Source organism: Pseudothermotoga thermarum DSM 5069, from assembly GCF_000217815.1.
GTDB classification, from domain to species: domain Bacteria; phylum Thermotogota; class Thermotogae; order Thermotogales; family DSM-5069; genus Pseudothermotoga; species Pseudothermotoga thermarum.
Window position 1 is genome coordinate 1,241,859 of the sequence record NC_015707.1, and the last position, 14,639, is coordinate 1,256,497.

General features: G+C 41.0%; 16 protein-coding genes. 13 read left to right on the forward strand and 3 right to left on the reverse strand.

Translation table 11 applies throughout. The features are described from left to right. The first annotated feature begins 135 nt into the window (after nt 1–135). Genes fabG through THETH_RS06340 form a run of 7 tightly spaced genes read left to right on the forward strand, consistent with a single transcriptional unit; the run spans nt 136 to nt 6,932 of the window. A complete protein-coding gene (fabG, locus tag THETH_RS06310) occupies nt 136–882 on the forward strand; it encodes a 3-oxoacyl-[acyl-carrier-protein] reductase (RefSeq protein WP_013932538.1) in 747 nt (248 codons plus the stop codon). 31 nt (nt 883–913) lie between these two features. Next, nucleotides 914–2,122 carry an acetyl-CoA C-acetyltransferase gene (locus THETH_RS06315; protein ID WP_013932539.1) on the forward strand — a complete coding sequence of 403 codons (1,209 nt, stop codon included), beginning with the start codon at nt 914–916 and terminating at the stop codon, nt 2,120–2,122. Between the two features lie 38 nt (nt 2,123–2,160). Further along, a complete protein-coding gene (locus tag THETH_RS06320; protein WP_013932540.1) occupies nt 2,161–3,321 on the forward strand; it encodes an ABC transporter substrate-binding protein in 1,161 nt (386 codons plus the stop codon). A gap of 45 nt (nt 3,322–3,366) precedes the next feature. Further along, nucleotides 3,367–4,131, forward strand: a complete 765-nt coding sequence (locus THETH_RS06325; RefSeq protein WP_013932541.1) for an ABC transporter ATP-binding protein — start codon at nt 3,367–3,369, stop codon at nt 4,129–4,131. Next, on the forward strand, nt 4,124–4,822 hold the full coding sequence (locus tag THETH_RS06330; RefSeq protein WP_013932542.1) for an ABC transporter ATP-binding protein: 699 nt from the start codon (nt 4,124–4,126) through the stop codon (nt 4,820–4,822). Before THETH_RS06325 ends, THETH_RS06330 begins: the two co-directional genes overlap by 8 nt. 4 nt (nt 4,823–4,826) lie before the next feature. Continuing rightward, nucleotides 4,827–5,705: a branched-chain amino acid ABC transporter permease gene (locus THETH_RS06335; RefSeq protein WP_013932543.1), complete on the forward strand. Its 879-nt coding sequence runs from the start codon at nt 4,827–4,829 to the stop codon at nt 5,703–5,705. A 3-nt stretch (nt 5,706–5,708) separates the two neighbouring features. Further along, complete coding sequence (locus THETH_RS06340; RefSeq protein ID WP_013932544.1) at nt 5,709–6,932, forward strand: alpha/beta fold hydrolase; 1,224 nt, start codon at nt 5,709–5,711, stop codon at nt 6,930–6,932. A 91-nt stretch (nt 6,933–7,023) separates the two neighbouring features. On the opposite strand, the gene THETH_RS06345 is transcribed toward THETH_RS06340, so the two are convergent. After that, entirely contained in the window at nt 7,024–7,215 is a 192-nt protein-coding gene (locus tag THETH_RS06345) for a hypothetical protein (RefSeq protein WP_013932545.1), read from the reverse strand. A 165-nt stretch (nt 7,216–7,380) separates the two neighbouring features. Here THETH_RS06345 and THETH_RS06350 point away from each other — a divergent pair, with 165 nt between their 5' ends. Genes THETH_RS06350 through THETH_RS06360 form a run of 3 tightly spaced genes read left to right on the forward strand, consistent with a single transcriptional unit; the run spans nt 7,381 to nt 9,689 of the window. Continuing rightward, nucleotides 7,381–7,914, forward strand: a complete 534-nt coding sequence (locus THETH_RS06350; protein WP_281011830.1) for an alpha/beta fold hydrolase — start codon at nt 7,381–7,383, stop codon at nt 7,912–7,914. 1 nt (nt 7,915) lies between these two features. Next, complete coding sequence (locus THETH_RS06355) at nt 7,916–8,899, forward strand: 3-oxoacyl-ACP synthase III family protein (RefSeq protein WP_013932546.1); 984 nt, start codon at nt 7,916–7,918, stop codon at nt 8,897–8,899. A gap of 4 nt (nt 8,900–8,903) precedes the next feature. Further along, nucleotides 8,904–9,689 carry an alpha/beta fold hydrolase gene (locus tag THETH_RS06360; RefSeq protein WP_013932547.1) on the forward strand — a complete coding sequence of 262 codons (786 nt, stop codon included), beginning with the start codon at nt 8,904–8,906 and terminating at the stop codon, nt 9,687–9,689. A 12-nt stretch (nt 9,690–9,701) separates the two neighbouring features. Here THETH_RS06360 and cutA read toward each other — a convergent pair whose 3' ends face one another. Continuing rightward, nucleotides 9,702–10,007 carry a divalent-cation tolerance protein CutA gene (cutA, locus tag THETH_RS06365; protein ID WP_013932548.1) on the reverse strand — a complete coding sequence of 102 codons (306 nt, stop codon included), beginning with the start codon at nt 10,005–10,007 and terminating at the stop codon, nt 9,702–9,704. A 4-nt stretch (nt 10,008–10,011) separates the two neighbouring features. Further along, nucleotides 10,012–10,890, reverse strand: coding sequence for a DMT family transporter (locus tag THETH_RS06370; RefSeq protein ID WP_041446634.1), 879 nt, complete (start codon nt 10,888–10,890; stop codon nt 10,012–10,014). Nucleotides 10,891–11,025: 135 nt separating this feature from the next. On the opposite strand from THETH_RS06370, the gene THETH_RS06375 reads away from it, so the two are divergent. The 3 genes from THETH_RS06375 to THETH_RS06385 are packed head-to-tail and all read left to right on the forward strand — an operon-like array spanning nt 11,026 to nt 14,531. Continuing rightward, the gene (locus THETH_RS06375; RefSeq protein ID WP_041446415.1) at nt 11,026–11,859 is read left to right on the forward strand and encodes a Cof-type HAD-IIB family hydrolase; all 834 of its coding nucleotides are present in this window, start codon (nt 11,026–11,028) and stop codon (nt 11,857–11,859) included. Nucleotides 11,860–11,865: 6 nt separating this feature from the next. Beyond that, a complete protein-coding gene (gene lnt, locus THETH_RS06380; protein ID WP_013932551.1) occupies nt 11,866–13,365 on the forward strand; it encodes an apolipoprotein N-acyltransferase in 1,500 nt (499 codons plus the stop codon). Continuing rightward, nucleotides 13,362–14,531 carry a phosphopentomutase gene (locus tag THETH_RS06385; RefSeq protein WP_013932552.1) on the forward strand — a complete coding sequence of 390 codons (1,170 nt, stop codon included), beginning with the start codon at nt 13,362–13,364 and terminating at the stop codon, nt 14,529–14,531. Before lnt ends, THETH_RS06385 begins: the two co-directional genes overlap by 4 nt. Nucleotides 14,532–14,639 lie beyond the last annotated feature (108 nt).

Below are 14,639 nucleotides of genomic sequence, written 5' to 3' on the forward strand. Positions count from 1 at the left end.
TTTTGTTTTTATGGATTAAAAAATAAGTTTATTAGATAAACTCAAAAAGCACGACACGATTCAAAGATGATAAGATAGTTTTTGTCGAACGGGTGATTGAAAAAATTTAAAAAGTACAGAAAAGGGGTGAACAAAATGAGGCTAGAAGGAAAAGTTTGTATCATCACAGGAGCGGCAAGTGGGATTGGTAAGGCGGCGTCACTTTTGTTTGCAAAAGAAGGTGCGGTGGTCTGTGCTTGCGATGTTTCGAAAGAAGCACTCGAAAATTTAGTTCAAGAGGCAAGTGGACTTGCCGGAAAGGTTGATCCATACGTTCTAGATGTCACAAACCGCGAACAAGTTTCCAAAGTCGTTGAGGAAATAGTCAACAAGTATGGAAAAATCGACGTTCTTGTCAACAACGCTGGTATAACAAGGGACGCTCTGCTTTTGAAAATGACCGAAGAAGAGTGGGATGCAGTTATAAACGTCAATTTGAAAGGAGTTTTCAACATGACACAAGCAGTCGCACCCCACATGATCAAAGCCGGCAAAGGTTCAATAATAAACACATCTTCCGTCGTTGGTATATACGGCAACATAGGACAGACAAATTATGCTGCCACGAAAGCCGGTGTGATTGGAATGACAAAAACATGGGCGAAGGAACTTGCAAGAAAAGGAGCGCAAATAAGGGTTAACGCAGTTGCACCTGGTTTTATAAAAACACCAATGACCGAAAAGGTTCCAGAGAAAATCATCGAAGCCGTTTTGGCTAGAACACCACTTGCAAGGATGGGTACACCGGAAGAAGTTGCTTACGTTTACCTTTTCTTGGCAAGTGATGAATCATCTTACGTGACTGGTCAAGTCATAGGTGTGGACGGAGGACTTGTGATTTAAAAAATAGCTGTTTGAAAGAGGTGTTAGGCAAATGAGAAAAGTTTACATAGTTGGTGCCAAAAGAACAGCGATAGGCACTTTTGGTGGTTCTTTGAAAGACGTACCAGCTGTTCAACTTGGTGTGGTGGCGGCCAAGGCGGCGATGGAACAAGCTGGTATAAAACCTGAGATGGTGGATGAAACGATTGTAGGTTGTATTCTTACAGCTGGACAAGGAATGGGACCTGGAAGGCAAGTTTCGATTTACTCAGGCATACCAGTTGAAAAACCAGCTTACACTGTGAACATGCTCTGTGGCTCTGGCATGAAAGCGCTCATGATCGGTGCCATAGATATCATGGTTGGAGAAGCTGAAATCGTACTTGCAGGTGGAATTGAAAACATGTCTATGGCCCCGTATTTGCTGCCAAGAGCAAGGTTTGGATACAGGCTTGGAAATGGAGAGATCATCGACCACATGGTTTTTGATGGCTTAACAGATGCTTTCAACATGTACCACATGGGGATTACAGCCGAAAACCTTGCAGAAATGTACAAAATAACCAGAGAGGAGCAAGATCTGTTTGCTTACAAAAGCCAAATGAAAGCCAAGAAGGCTATTGAAACAGGTAGGTTCAAAGACGAAATAGTTGCAGTGGTGATAAAAGACAAAAAAGGCGACAAAGTTTTCGATACCGATGAACATCCAAGGTTTGACACAACATTGGAAGCCTTAGCCAAGCTCAAACCTGTTTTTAAACCAGATGGGACAATAACTGCTGGCAACGCGTCTGGGATAAACGACGGTGCTTCGATGACCGTTTTGGCAAGTGAGGATGCTGTGAAAAAGTATGGGTTAAAACCGCTTGCAGAAGTGATTTCCTTTGCGCAACACGGAGTAGATCCAAAGATAATGGGTATAGGGCCTGTTGGAGCTATAAGAAAAGCTTTGGAAAAGGCGAAATTGAATCTTAAAGAAGATATAGCATTAGTTGAGCTGAACGAAGCTTTTGCTGCGCAAAGTTTAGCAGTTTTGAAGGAGTTGAAGAAGGAGCATGGTATCGATGACGATTGGATAGAGGAACGAGTGAATGTGAATGGTGGGGCGATCGCTTTAGGACATCCGATAGGAGCAAGTGGAAATAGAATAATAGTCACTCTTTTGTACGAAATGAAAAAAAGACAAGTTGAATTTGGTTTGGCAAGCTTGTGCATAGGCGGTGGTATGGGTACTGCGGTGATAATAAGAAATGTTGAATAACGTTGAATAACCAAAAATCTTTTAAAGGAGGTGTTTTTATGAAGAGGTTTGCTGTGTTGGCTCTTGCTCTCATTGTTGCCTTGGTGTTTGCAGAAGTTGGAGTTTATCCAGACAAAATAGTTGTTGGAACCTTTCAGGCTCTTTCTGGTCCTTACGCAATAATAGGGCAAGAAATGTCAAAGGGAATGCAGGCTTATTTCAACTGGGTAAACAAAAACGGCGGTGTTTATGGTCGAAAAATTGAGCTCATAATTGCAGATGATCAACTCAATCCCGCAAAAACAGTTGTAGAGGTCAAAAGACTTGTTGAATCCGACAAGGTTTTCGCAATAGTTGGCGGACTTGGAACATATGGCTGTCTGGCTGTAATGGATTATCTGGAGCAAAACAAAGTACCGTTTGTTTACCAAGGTGCTGGAACCAGTCTTTTGGTCGTCCCACCGAAAAGGTACATCTTCGGCGTTCAACCAGATTACACACTCGAAGGACAACTTATAGCAAAATTCTTGGTTGAAAATCTTGGAAAAAAGAGAATAGCAATTCTTTACATGTCCAACGACGTTGGTGAGGAAGGTAGAGCCGCTGTAAAACTCAGACTTGAAAAGTACAATATGAAACCCGTTCTCGAGATAGGTTATAACCCTGCTGAGACAGATTACAGTGCCTTGGCTGTGAGAGTTCTTGGCGCAAATCCAGATGCAATAGTTATATACGGCTTTATAACCGACACAATCAGATGGATTAAAACACTTAGAGACTACGGCGTGAAAAGCGATATAGTCTCAACCTATGCCAACGCCGATCCTAGCTTCATCACACTTGGTGGAAAATACGTTGAAGGCGTTTATCTGACAGGTTGGGTTCCACTTGCAACCCCAGATCGTCCGGAATTCTTCAGAGACTACCAAAGAGCTGTTGCTATATACCAAGAGACCTTCCCAGATGCAGTGATGTCTTCTTATGCTGTGGCTGGCTTTATAGCAGCTGAGGTTTTCGTAGAAGGTTTGCTCAGGGCAGGTCCAGATCTTACAAGAGAAAAACTTGTCGAAGCTTTGGAAACCTTTAAAAACTGGAATGGAATTTTGGCAAAAGACATAACCTGGGGACCTGGTCAAAGACGTGGAAAAACAACCATGTACTTCATGAGAATTGAAAACGGTATGTTTGTCGCAAAGACGGATTTGATAGGACTCGAATAATAAGGCTGGGGGCTACGCCCCCGGCTTTTGTGGGGGTTGTTGGCTTTGCTTGAGATAAAAAACCTCACAGTAAAGTTTGGTGGTTTAACTGCTGTTGACAACTTATCGATGGAAGTTAAAAAAGGTACGATTCATTCTTTGATCGGTCCAAACGGTGCCGGCAAGACCACTGTTTTCAACGCCATAACAGGTGTTGTCAAACCGTTTTCTGGACAAATTTTGCTCGATGGACAAGATCTGACGAAGTTAAGTCCACACAAGATAGTAGAGCATAAGGTTAGTAGAACTTTTCAAAACGTTGTGGTTTTCAAGTACATGTCGGTCTTGGAAAATCTCTACATAGGATATCATTCCAAATTACATATCGGAATTCTAGACGAGGTGCTTTCGACGAAGCGAATGCATTTGAAAACCGGCGAGATGTATTTCAAAGCCTTGAAAATAGCAGATCTTCTTGGGCTTAAAAGTAGGCTTTTGAGTTATGCGGGATCCATACCTTTTTTCCACCAAAAACTGGTTGAAATTGGAAGAGCTTTGATGAGCGATCCAAAAATTCTTCTTCTCGACGAGCCAGCGGCAGGATTAACAGACACTGAGACAGAAATTATGATTCAACTTATAAAAGCGATCAGAGATGAGCTTGGAATAACAATTTTACTTGTAGAACACGACATGAGAGTTGTTATGAACATATCCGACGTTGTCACTGTGATGGATTTTGGAAGAAAAATAGCCGAAGGAAAGCCAGAAGAAGTGAAAAATGATCCTGCCGTTATAAGGGCTTATTTGGGAGAGATGGAAAGTGCTTGAAGTGCGAAATATTACGGTTCAGTATGGTCCGGTTGTTGCCGTTAAAGATGTTTCAATGGTGGTAAGGCCTTCAAGTATAACTGTTCTTTTGGGTGCAAACGGGGCCGGAAAAACGTCAACGCTGATGGCCATAGCAGGTTTAAACAGAGTTTCCTCAGGACAGATAATTTTTGACGGTGAAAGAATAGACAAGCTTCCCGCTTACGAAATTGTGAAAAGAGGTTTGGTGCTTTGTCCAGAAAGCAAACTTGTTTTTCACAAAATGACCGTCATGGAGAATTTGAAGGTAGGTGCATACACAAGGAAAGACGATGTTTCCGAGGAACTCGATTTTGTTTTCCAGCTCTTCCCAAGATTAAAAGAACGTGCAAAGCAATTGGCTGGAACGCTTTCTGGTGGAGAAAGGCAAATGCTTGTGATAGCTCGATCGTTAATGGCAAAACCAAAGTGTATCCTTTTTGACGAACCATCTATGGGATTGGCTCCAAACTTGGTCGCGGAGATCATGAAGGTCATACAAAAAATAAAAGAAACTGGGAAGACAATTCTTTTGGTTGAGCAAAATGCTTACAGTGCTCTTAAAATAGCGGATTACGCGTACATCATGAAAAATGGTCGAATAGTTTTCGAAGGTTATCCAAAAGATCTTTTGAAAGACAAAACAATAGTTGAAAAATACCTGGGAGGCTGAATTGATGTTTTTGAATCGGTTGATTTTGGGCTTATCGGTTGGATCAGTCTACTCTCTAGTTGCGCTGGGTATAGTCACGATATATAAAACAACTGGTTTGATGAACTTTGCCTTTGGAAACATGGCAATGTTCATGACCTACGTTGCCTATACCTTCGTTAGCCTTAGGATCAATCCAATAATCGCTTTGCTATTGGTGTTACCGATTTCCGCTGTTTTTGGCTATGCAGTGGAGCGATTCACCTTAAGACCAATAAGACATCTTTCTCACGCTTCAATGCTTATAGTTACTCTTGGGTTGTTGATGATCCTTGAAGGGCTTTCAACTCAAATTTGGGGGACTCAATACAAAGGTTTTCCGGAACTTGTTAGTGGTACACCAATCATATTGAGGGGAGTCTTTGGAATAGTTGTTTTTCGAAGACAAGATATACTGATCTTTTCAATTCTCGGTTTGGTAAGTTTGATTTTCTATCTGCTTTTAAATCACACCAAACTTGGAATTTCCATAAAGGCTGTTTCGGAAAACGAAACGGCGGCTCAGATCGTTGGTATAAATCCCGGAAAAACCTTTTCTTGGGCTTGGATGATCGGTACGATGCTTGGCACAGTGGTCGCAATCCTAGCAGCTCCGAGAACCTATGTTTCGCCAACAATGATGTTGTTTTATCAAATACAAGGTTTTACAGCCGCAGTCTTAGGGGGATTTGATAGTTTCCTTGGAGCCGTGGTTGGAGGACTTGCCCTCGGTGTCATTGAAAATCTGATTGGCGGATACATAGGAAACGAATTTAAAACTTCTTTCTCTCTGCTCTTGATAATTGCCATTCTGCTAATACGTCCAGAAGGTTTCTTTGGAAGTCGCGAGATCAGGAGAGTGTAGAGCATGATGAAGTTGTTGACTTTGTTGCTGCTCGTGCTTTTGCCATTTGTATTTGGAACCAGCAAATTTATCCTCACAATCTTGAATTTGACGATGATCCATGCCATAGCAGCTGTGGGGTTGAATTTGATAATGGGTTACACCGGGCAAGTTTCAATAGGACATGCTGCATTTATGAGCATCGGTGCTTATACCTCGGCTTTGCTGGCGATGAAACTTTCTATTCCACTTGCACTCAGTATTCCAATTGCCGTTTTAGTCTCTGGAATCTTTGGTTTTATCTTTGGCTTTCCATCTCTAAGACTAACAGGTTTTTACCTTGCCATAACAACGATGGGATTTGCAGTTGCCGTTGAACAGCTACTTGGAGCATGGAAAGATTTAACCAAAGGTCACATTGGTCTTAGAGGCGTACCAAAACTTGGTTCAGAATTGTTCAACTATTATGTCATACTCGCTGTTGTCGTGTTGTGCTTTTATGCGTTTACAAAACTTACAAGTCACAAAACCGGTAGAGCCTTGAAAGCCATAAGGGAAAATCCGTTGGTTGCGAGAGTTTTTGGAATAAATCTGACCAAGTACAAGTTGCTTGCTTTTACCGTTGGTTCTGCTTTTGCAGGTCTGGCCGGTGCTTTGTACGCTCACGAGATAGGATATCTTGCCCCTTCAGTTTTTGGACTTGGTAAATCTTTGGAACTACTTGCAATAGTCGTTGTAGGTGGAATGGGTTTAGCAGTTGGTCCGTTTTTTGGATCGGTGGTTTACACTGTTTTGCCATTTTTGTTCAGCAGAAGCGGTATATCGCTTTCGATAATCTTTGGAATCATTTTGATAGCAACCGTTCTTTTCATGCCCAGAGGAATTGCATATTATGCACAAAACTTTTGGCTCAAATACGGTGAACTTCCCGTGATATTTTTGAAGCGAAGAAAGAAGAGCAAGGAAGGATATTTCGTTCAACTTCCTTTTGGAAAACTTCACTGTGTTGAAGAAGGACAAGGTGAAAAAGTTTTGCTTTGCATACACGGTAATTTTGGATCTTGGCGATGGTTCAAACCGTTGATGGAAGAACTGAAAGACAGATACAGATTTTTAGCCGTCGATCTGCCAAATTTTGGGGATTCTTCAAGGACAAAATCTTCGCTTGAATTTTACGCTGAGGCCGTAAAGCAATGTTGGACCTGTCAACTTAAGAAGGAAAATTGCACTAATAAGAAATGGAAATAGCCACTTCACTATGTCCTCATCCCTCCTTTTGTACCATAACCTGCTTATGTTAAAACGCCTCAGCCTGTACCTTGTTATCCCTATCACACTCTCAACAAGGCTTCTTTCCCCAAACCTCATTTATGTTCACCTTCATCTCGTCTATAGCTACTACTGCATTGCCTTCTATCTTCTCAGCAAATATCTCTTCTTTCATTCTTGCCCACCATTTCCTCAAGGCTTCATGACTGACTCCAATTATGGCTGCTGCCTTCCTTAATGCAAGTTCATACTTTCGCCTCATGTGGAACTCTTTGTCTTTGAAAAAGGTTTGGTATAATTTGGTATAGGTACTGGGTGATATTTGTTGTTGTAACTTTCATCTTTACGGGAACCTCCTTTCGGTGAGAAGAGTTGGTTCCCGTTTATTTTATCGTATTTCCCGGCTTAAGTTGACACCTCCCAATGTTTGGACCAGATGAATCTTAAAAAAGTTGTGGTAATTGGACATTCCCTAGGTGGAGCCGTTGCGATGTTGTTTGCCTTGAAATACCCAGAAATGGTTGAAAAACTGATACTTGTAGCCCCATGCCCAGTTGATGGTTTACCAACTCCCACAGAAAACCTGCCGTACCTTGCGTTGTACAAAACCAGCAGAACGCTTTTGAAACGTTCCATAAGAGGACTTTTGCCCACGCTGAAAGATAAAAAATTCTTGGAAGCACTTGCCGACGACGCTTTGAAGATGAACCCAGACAGTATTTATCCGCATGTCGAAGAGCTTGGTAAATTCAACGTCGTTGACCTTGTAAAAAACAATTTTGTTCCCACAATAATTGTTTTTGGCGATATGGATCCACTTCTAACCTACTCGCAGATGGAAAAGACAGCCAAAACTTTAGGTGCAAAGCTTGCGGTTTTAAACGGTGTAGGTCATACTCCTTTTGTGGAAAAAACAGATTTGTTCGTGCAAATAATTGAAGATTTTCTGGGAGGTGCATAAAGTGAAGTACGCCAAGATAATTTCCTCGGGAATTTACGTGCCAAAAAGAAAAATGACCAACAAGGAATTTGAGGAATTGACGCACTTTCAAATCGATCCTTACTTTTCCGAACAAATAGGTATCACGCATCGCTACATTTCCGATGAAACTGAAACGCCTACCTATATGGCAGCCGAAGCGGCAAAGAAGGCTTTGGCAAGGATATCGATGAAACCTGAGGAGATCGATTTGATAATCGTTGGAACTGATACGCCTGAAGCTATTTCACCACCAGATGCTGCAAGAGTTCAGTACCTTATAGGAGCAAGTAAAGCTGAACCTTTGGCGTTCAATGTGAACGCATCGTGTGCCAACGGAGCTCTTCTTTTGGATATAGCCTCAAGGTACATAGCCTTGGGAGACTACAGGAATGTGCTTGTAATAGGTGTTTATGCTATGACGAAATTTCTCAGCTGGAAATACTCCTGGGAAGCTCTCTTTTCCGATGGAGCGGGTGCTTTGATCCTAACAGCCGACGATAAACCTGGATATCTTGGAAGCGTTTCAAGATGCGATGGAAGTTGGTGGTACAACTGGGGTATTTACATGGGTGCTGGAACGATGAATTTGAATGGCTTTGAAAGAGGTCTTCACAAACTCGATCTTCGCGCAGCTTATCCAGCTACCGTTAACGAAGAAGGTTGGCCTATTTTGATAAACAAGTTGATGGAAAAGTGCAATTTCACCAAGGAAGAAATTGGTATGATTTTCTTCACTCAAGTTCGCAAGAAAACCATAATTACTGTTATGGAAAAACTACAGCTTCCTGTTGAAAAAGCACACATGGTTATGGACAAGTTTGGTTACACTGGATCAGCTTGTGTTTACATGGCTTACGATGATGCTTTCGAACAGGGGAAACTGAAGGATATGGAAGGAAAAGTCATTATCTTTCTAACATCGGGAGTTGGATTTCAACAGGTTGCAGTTGCTTTTAGGGGGTGAAATTTTGTTCAAAACCTCCGATGGCGTGTTGATTGATTATCAAGTCATAGGTGATTCACCTGAAGCAATCGTATTTCTCAACGGTGTATTCATGCACTACAACAGTTGGTTGTTCGCCGTGGAAAATCTCAAACGAGATTTCAAAATCGTCTTGCACAACTTTCGATGTCAATGGACCTCACAAAATGCGCCGTGTTCTTTCGACAGGCATGTTGAAGATCTGAAAGAATTGCTTAAATATCTTGGTATAGATAATGCTCACCTTGTTGGAACTTCATATGGCGGAGAAGTTGCGATGCATTTTGCCATAAAATACCCCGCTTTTGTCAAAACTCTCGTCGTTATAACTGCTGCTGCAAGGATAAACGAAGCTTTGAAATATCGCGCCATAAGGTGGAAAGAAGGTGCAAAGACAAAAGATCCTCACAAATTTGTGCTCAGTTGGATAGACGATGTGTACAGTGATTTCTTTTTGGATAGCCACGAAAATCTTTTGGAAAACATTGCAGAAAGAATGAAAAACTTTAACTACGATGGAGCTGTTATGCTTTTGGACAGCTTTTTGCAGATGCAAAAAGAACCACTGTTGCCAAAATTGCATGGAATAAAAGCTCCTACAACAATTGTTTCTGCGCAGTTCGACAGGACGAAACCACCTTATTTTTCCCAAGAAATATCCAACGCTATACCAAATTCCAGACACATCATGATACCAAACTGCGGCCATGCAGCCGTTGTCGAAAAACCTCAAGAAGTTTTGAGCGTGATCAAAGCGGCGATATCAGGATGAGGCGTTTCAGCCTCATCCTGTAACTTGTACAAGCCACGATAGGTACTTTTGATCAACTTCTTCGACTTCAATTGAAAAGATCGCTGGTGTCGTGTAAGGGTGAAGTTCCTTCAACCTTTTGAAGACTAATTCTTTCTTTACCTTGCTGGTTTTCAATATCACCGCTGTTTCTGCGTCATAGGTGATCTCACCGTTCCACCAATAACCAGATTTGATAGGAAAGGCGTTGTAACAGGCGATGAGTTTTTCTTCCAAAAGTTTCTTGCAAACTTCCAAAGCCTTTTCTTCGCTTGGAAATGTGGAGTAAATGAGTATCATCCTTTCACACCTCCTTTATCTTTGGATTTTTCGTGCCTTTTATCGTCACAAAAGTTAGCGAAGTTAAGATTAAAATCATTCCCAAGATTTGAGTTGGCATGATCTTTTCGTTCCTAAAGATTACACCTGCTATCACCGAAACAACGGTTGTCAAGTTTGAAAACAAAGATGTGAAAATTGGAGATGCTTTACTTATCATGTAATTTACAAGAAAGAATGCCACCGTTGATGATAATGCCCCAAGGTACAAAGCTGAAATTAAAACTTGTGGATGAAAGACTATTTTGAATCTTCCCATTATCAAGCTAAATGTTGTAAAATAAACAAATCCGACGAGCATCATAAAATGAGTTATTTGAAGCGGTGAAAATTCCCGCGAAAATTTCCTTGAGAGTATGTTGTAAAAACCCGCTGAAAGGACTGCTCCCATCAAAAGAATTTTTCCGAGAAAGTTTTGACTTGTGATTTCAAAGCCGATTATCAAAACTGCCCCAACAAAAGAAATCAAGACAAGAAGATAATGCAACCAATCGGCATGTTCCTTGAGAAAAAGATATGCAAGCAAATTCACCATGATCGGTATCAAAGCTATCAACATTCCTGCTTCTGCTGAACTGGTGAGCTTTAAACCGTTGATTTCGAAGGTGAAGTAGAGTATTGGTTGAAAAATGGCAAGGGGGATTAATTTGTAATATTTCGTACTGACCTTATGCTGTTTTGACTTTATCATCCATATTATTTGTACAAAGCACAACGCAACGGCGAATCTATAGGAAAGAAAAGTATAAACGTCGATGTATTCAATGGCATTCTTTGTAAAAAGAAAAGAAAGGCCAAATATGAGTGAAACTGCCACACCAGAGAAAACAACCGTCAAAGGCAAAGCACTTGCTGATTTTTCAATTGTGGTTATTTTCACCCTTCATCACCCTTTGTTTTGAGATTTTTAAATGTAATATATCCGCTGTATGTTAAGAAAGCCTACAAAGTTCTGTTATACTTTTATTCGGTGATGACGATGATCAAACTGGTGTGCATAGACCTCGATGGAACTTTACTCGACGATAAGAAGGAAATCTCGTCAAAAAATCGTGAAGCGATAAAAGAACTGCAAAAACTAGGTGTTCAAGTGACGATATTCACTGGAAGAAGTTACCATTCGGCCCTTGCTTATGTTAACCAGCTGGACATTCAAATACCTGTGGTTTTCCAAAACGGAGCCTTGATCTGCACACCAGATAGACAAAAAATTTTCAGACAAGTTTGGCTTGACGGTGAAATTGCAATCAGCGCCGTTGAACTTTCAAAACAATTCGATGTTTATCCGGTTGTATATGAATCTTTCTTTTCCGAAAAGGACATGTACGTAGAAAGTGATTACGAAGGGGCTTTTGAAGAGTACTTCAGACAAAATTTAAGTCGGACGAATTTTATCAGCGATTTGATCGGCTTTTTGCAAAAAACGCCAAAGATTGTTGAAATAGCATTGGTTGGACATGTTGAAAATGTACAAGCTGTGGTCGAAAACCTTTCAAAAAAATACGAAAGCCAGTTCACACCCGTTAAAAACCGGCAGATTGATGATACGGTTTTCCTTGAAATATTCGGTAAAGACGTGGGAAAAGAAATTGCCTTGGACTTTTTGCTGAATTTGTTCGATGCTAGTCCATCAGACACCATGTTCATAGGCGATAATTACAACGATCTTGAAGTGATGAAAAAGGTTGGATATCCGGTTGCCATGGGAAACGCCCCGGACGAGGTGAAAAAAGTGGCTAAGTTTATCACATCAACCAACAACGATTCCGGGGTAGCGAAAGCTATTGAGGAAATACTCATAAAAAGAAGGTGACGGTTTGTGATTTTTTTGGTTGTTTCAGCTGTTTTGACGGCGCTTTCCATGCCAGGCTTTCTTTTGGGAATCTTAGTTTGGTTCTCACTGGTTTTTCTGTTCAAATCTCTCGAAAATAAAGGACCATTTTTCGGGGCGCTTTATGGTTTTTTGTTTTATTACATCTTCTGCGTGATAAATTTGTTTTGGGTTCTTCCGGTTTTAACGGAAAATCTTCCCAAAGTTTTCGGAAGATTTCCTAGTTGGTTGGGGTTTTTCGTCTTTCTTTTGATGTGCGCCATAGAAGCTCTCCCATTCGCTGGATTTGGTTTGATATATGGCTTCATGGAAAGATTCATAAAGACCAATCCTTACAAAGAAATACTTTTCACGGCAAGCTTGTACACGTTGTTTGACTATCTTCGCGGAATAGGTCAAATGGGTTTCACCGGTGGTACACTGTCCGATGCCCTTTACAAAGACGTTGGGATACTACAGCTTGCTTCCATAATTGGACCATATGGCCTAACCTTTTTGATAGTGGCTTTCAACTGTTGGTTGTACATAAACTGGAGAAGATCTCTAAAACCACTTGAAAAATTGATTTTTTACGTTCTTATTGTGATCGCGATATCACACGTTGTAGCAGCTTTTCTACCATTCCCGGTTACAAGCGAAAAAGCCATCGTTAGTGTTCAAACAAATGTGAAACAAGACGAAAAATATTCCACAGACGCTTTCACGCTTGCCCAACGCTATCTTGATTTGGTTTTGGGTTTTCAAGATTTACTCGTCGTTTTCCCTGAGGAGACTTTCACAAACGACATCAGAGGTGGTGCAGTCGAAAGGCTTTTCGTCGATACAGCAAGAGAAACCAACCTTAAGTTTCTCATTGGATTTCCAACCTTTGAAGGTGATGGTTACAAAAATTCCGCTGTTCTTCTAAGCAGTGCAGGTGTGGTGGATCAATACTCAAAAGTCATTCTTTTCCCGTTTGTGGAAATGCTTCCTTATCCAAGATTTTTCAGAGTTTTTGGCTTCTTAAGGGGACTTGAATACCTTAAGCCTGGGCAAGATTTTAAGCCTTTAGTTTTACCGGATTATCCACCGTTAGGGGTTCAGATATGCTTTGAATCTTACTTTTCCAAGCCGTCCAGGGAACTTGTGAAAAACGGTGCTGAAGTTTTGTTGGTGTGCACGAACGATGGATGGTTTGCTTACAACGTAGCTTTAAAACAACACTTCGCCAAAGCCGTCATGCGTGCCGTTGAAAATCGAAGACAAGTTATTCAAGTTTCCAACGCAGGTATAACCGGTATGATAGATCCATATGGAAGAATCCTTAAAATCGTTCCTTTGCGCAAAGAATTGGCAGCAAAGTTTGAGTTGATTCCAAACGATACAGTGACAATTTACTGCAGAATTGGTGATGTGATAATTTGGCTTTGCGTGGGTATATTAATAGTCGTCTTACTTTTACCACGACGGCAATACGTAAAAAGCGAGAGGAGGATCTTTTTAAGATGAGAGTTATAGCCATCGTTCTTGACAGTGTTGGAATTGGTGAGCTTCCAGATTCGCACCTTTACGGCGATCAAGGCAGCAACACTCTTGTGAATACCGCTAAAGCCGTCGGAGGTTTAAATCTGCCAAATTTGGCAAAAATGGGTCTTGGAAATCTGGACGACATACTGGGTGTTCCAAAGATGAAGGCAATTGGAGCCTATGGAATAATGCACGAAAAAAGCCCTGGAAAAGATTCGACGACTGGTCATTGGGAACTAGCTGGAATAATACTCAAGAAACCATTTGACATTTTTCCAAACGGTTTTCCAAAAGAATTGATCGAAGAATTTGAAAGAAGAACAAGAAGAAAGGTTATAGGAAACAAACCAGCCTCGGGGACCGAGATAATAAAAGAACTTGGGCCTGAACATGAAAAAACAGGTGCTTTGATCGTTTATACTTCTGCAGACAGTGTTTTTCAAATAGCCGCAAAGGAAGAGATAATTCCAGTTGAAGAACTTTACAAATACTGTGAAATAGCTAGAAAGCTTTTGGACGAAATGGGATACAAGGTAGGTCGTGTAATAGCAAGGCCTTTCACTGGCAAATATCCAAACTACGTTAGAACACCTAGAAGACACGACTATTCCCTTGAACCTGAAGATGAAACGCTTTTGGATATACTCGTTGAAAGTGGTATACCGGTCTATGGGATTGGCAAAATTTACGATCTCTACGCCGGAAGGGGCATAACGCAGCATATAAAAACTGAGGATAACTTGGACGGGATTTTAAAGACTATAGAAGCCATCAAAGAAAAGAACCACACTTGTATGATTTTCACAAACCTAGTTGACTTCGACATGAAGTACGGTCACAGAAACGATCCATACGGTTATGCGAAAGCTTTAGAGCAGTTTGATCAATACCTACCAGAAATTTGGTCAAACATGAAAGACGATGATTTTCTTTTCATAACGGCCGATCATGGATGTGATCCCACAACACCTTCGACCGATCATTCAAGAGAACGTGTGCCGATTTTAGTCTGTGGCAAGATAGTCAAACAAGATGTTAACCTTGGTATCAGAGAAACTTTCGCCGATTTTGGTCAAACCATAGCCGATTTATTCGGCGTGAGAAAGTTAAAGAGTGGAACATCCTTCAAAGACTTGATAATTGGCTGAAAGTTTAACGTTGATTTGCAAAGAGCACCGCCTTGCGCGGTGCTTTTTTTGTTTTTTCACTCTAATTTTATTTGACAAGTTTAACCACCAGGTGTATGCTTGAATGAC

Bases quoted from the DNA above. Each gene is read 5' to 3' on its own strand.
- fabG (WP_013932538.1), top strand. From the start codon at position 136: ATGAGGCTAGAAGGAAAAGTTTGTATCATCACAGGAGCGGCAAGTGGG.
- THETH_RS06375 (WP_041446415.1), top strand. From the start codon at position 11,026: ATGATCAAACTGGTGTGCATAGACCTCGATGGAACTTTACTCGACGAT.
- THETH_RS06320 (WP_013932540.1), top strand. From the start codon at position 2,161: ATGAAGAGGTTTGCTGTGTTGGCTCTTGCTCTCATTGTTGCCTTGGTG.
- THETH_RS06340 (WP_013932544.1), top strand. From the start codon at position 5,709: ATGATGAAGTTGTTGACTTTGTTGCTGCTCGTGCTTTTGCCATTTGTA.
- THETH_RS06335 (WP_013932543.1), top strand. From the start codon at position 4,827: ATGTTTTTGAATCGGTTGATTTTGGGCTTATCGGTTGGATCAGTCTAC.
- THETH_RS06315 (WP_013932539.1), top strand. From the start codon at position 914: ATGAGAAAAGTTTACATAGTTGGTGCCAAAAGAACAGCGATAGGCACT.
- THETH_RS06345 (WP_013932545.1), bottom strand. From the start codon at position 7,215: ATGAGGCGAAAGTATGAACTTGCATTAAGGAAGGCAGCAGCCATAATT.
- cutA (WP_013932548.1), bottom strand. From the start codon at position 10,007: ATGATACTCATTTACTCCACATTTCCAAGCGAAGAAAAGGCTTTGGAA.
- THETH_RS06385 (WP_013932552.1), top strand. From the start codon at position 13,362: ATGAGAGTTATAGCCATCGTTCTTGACAGTGTTGGAATTGGTGAGCTT.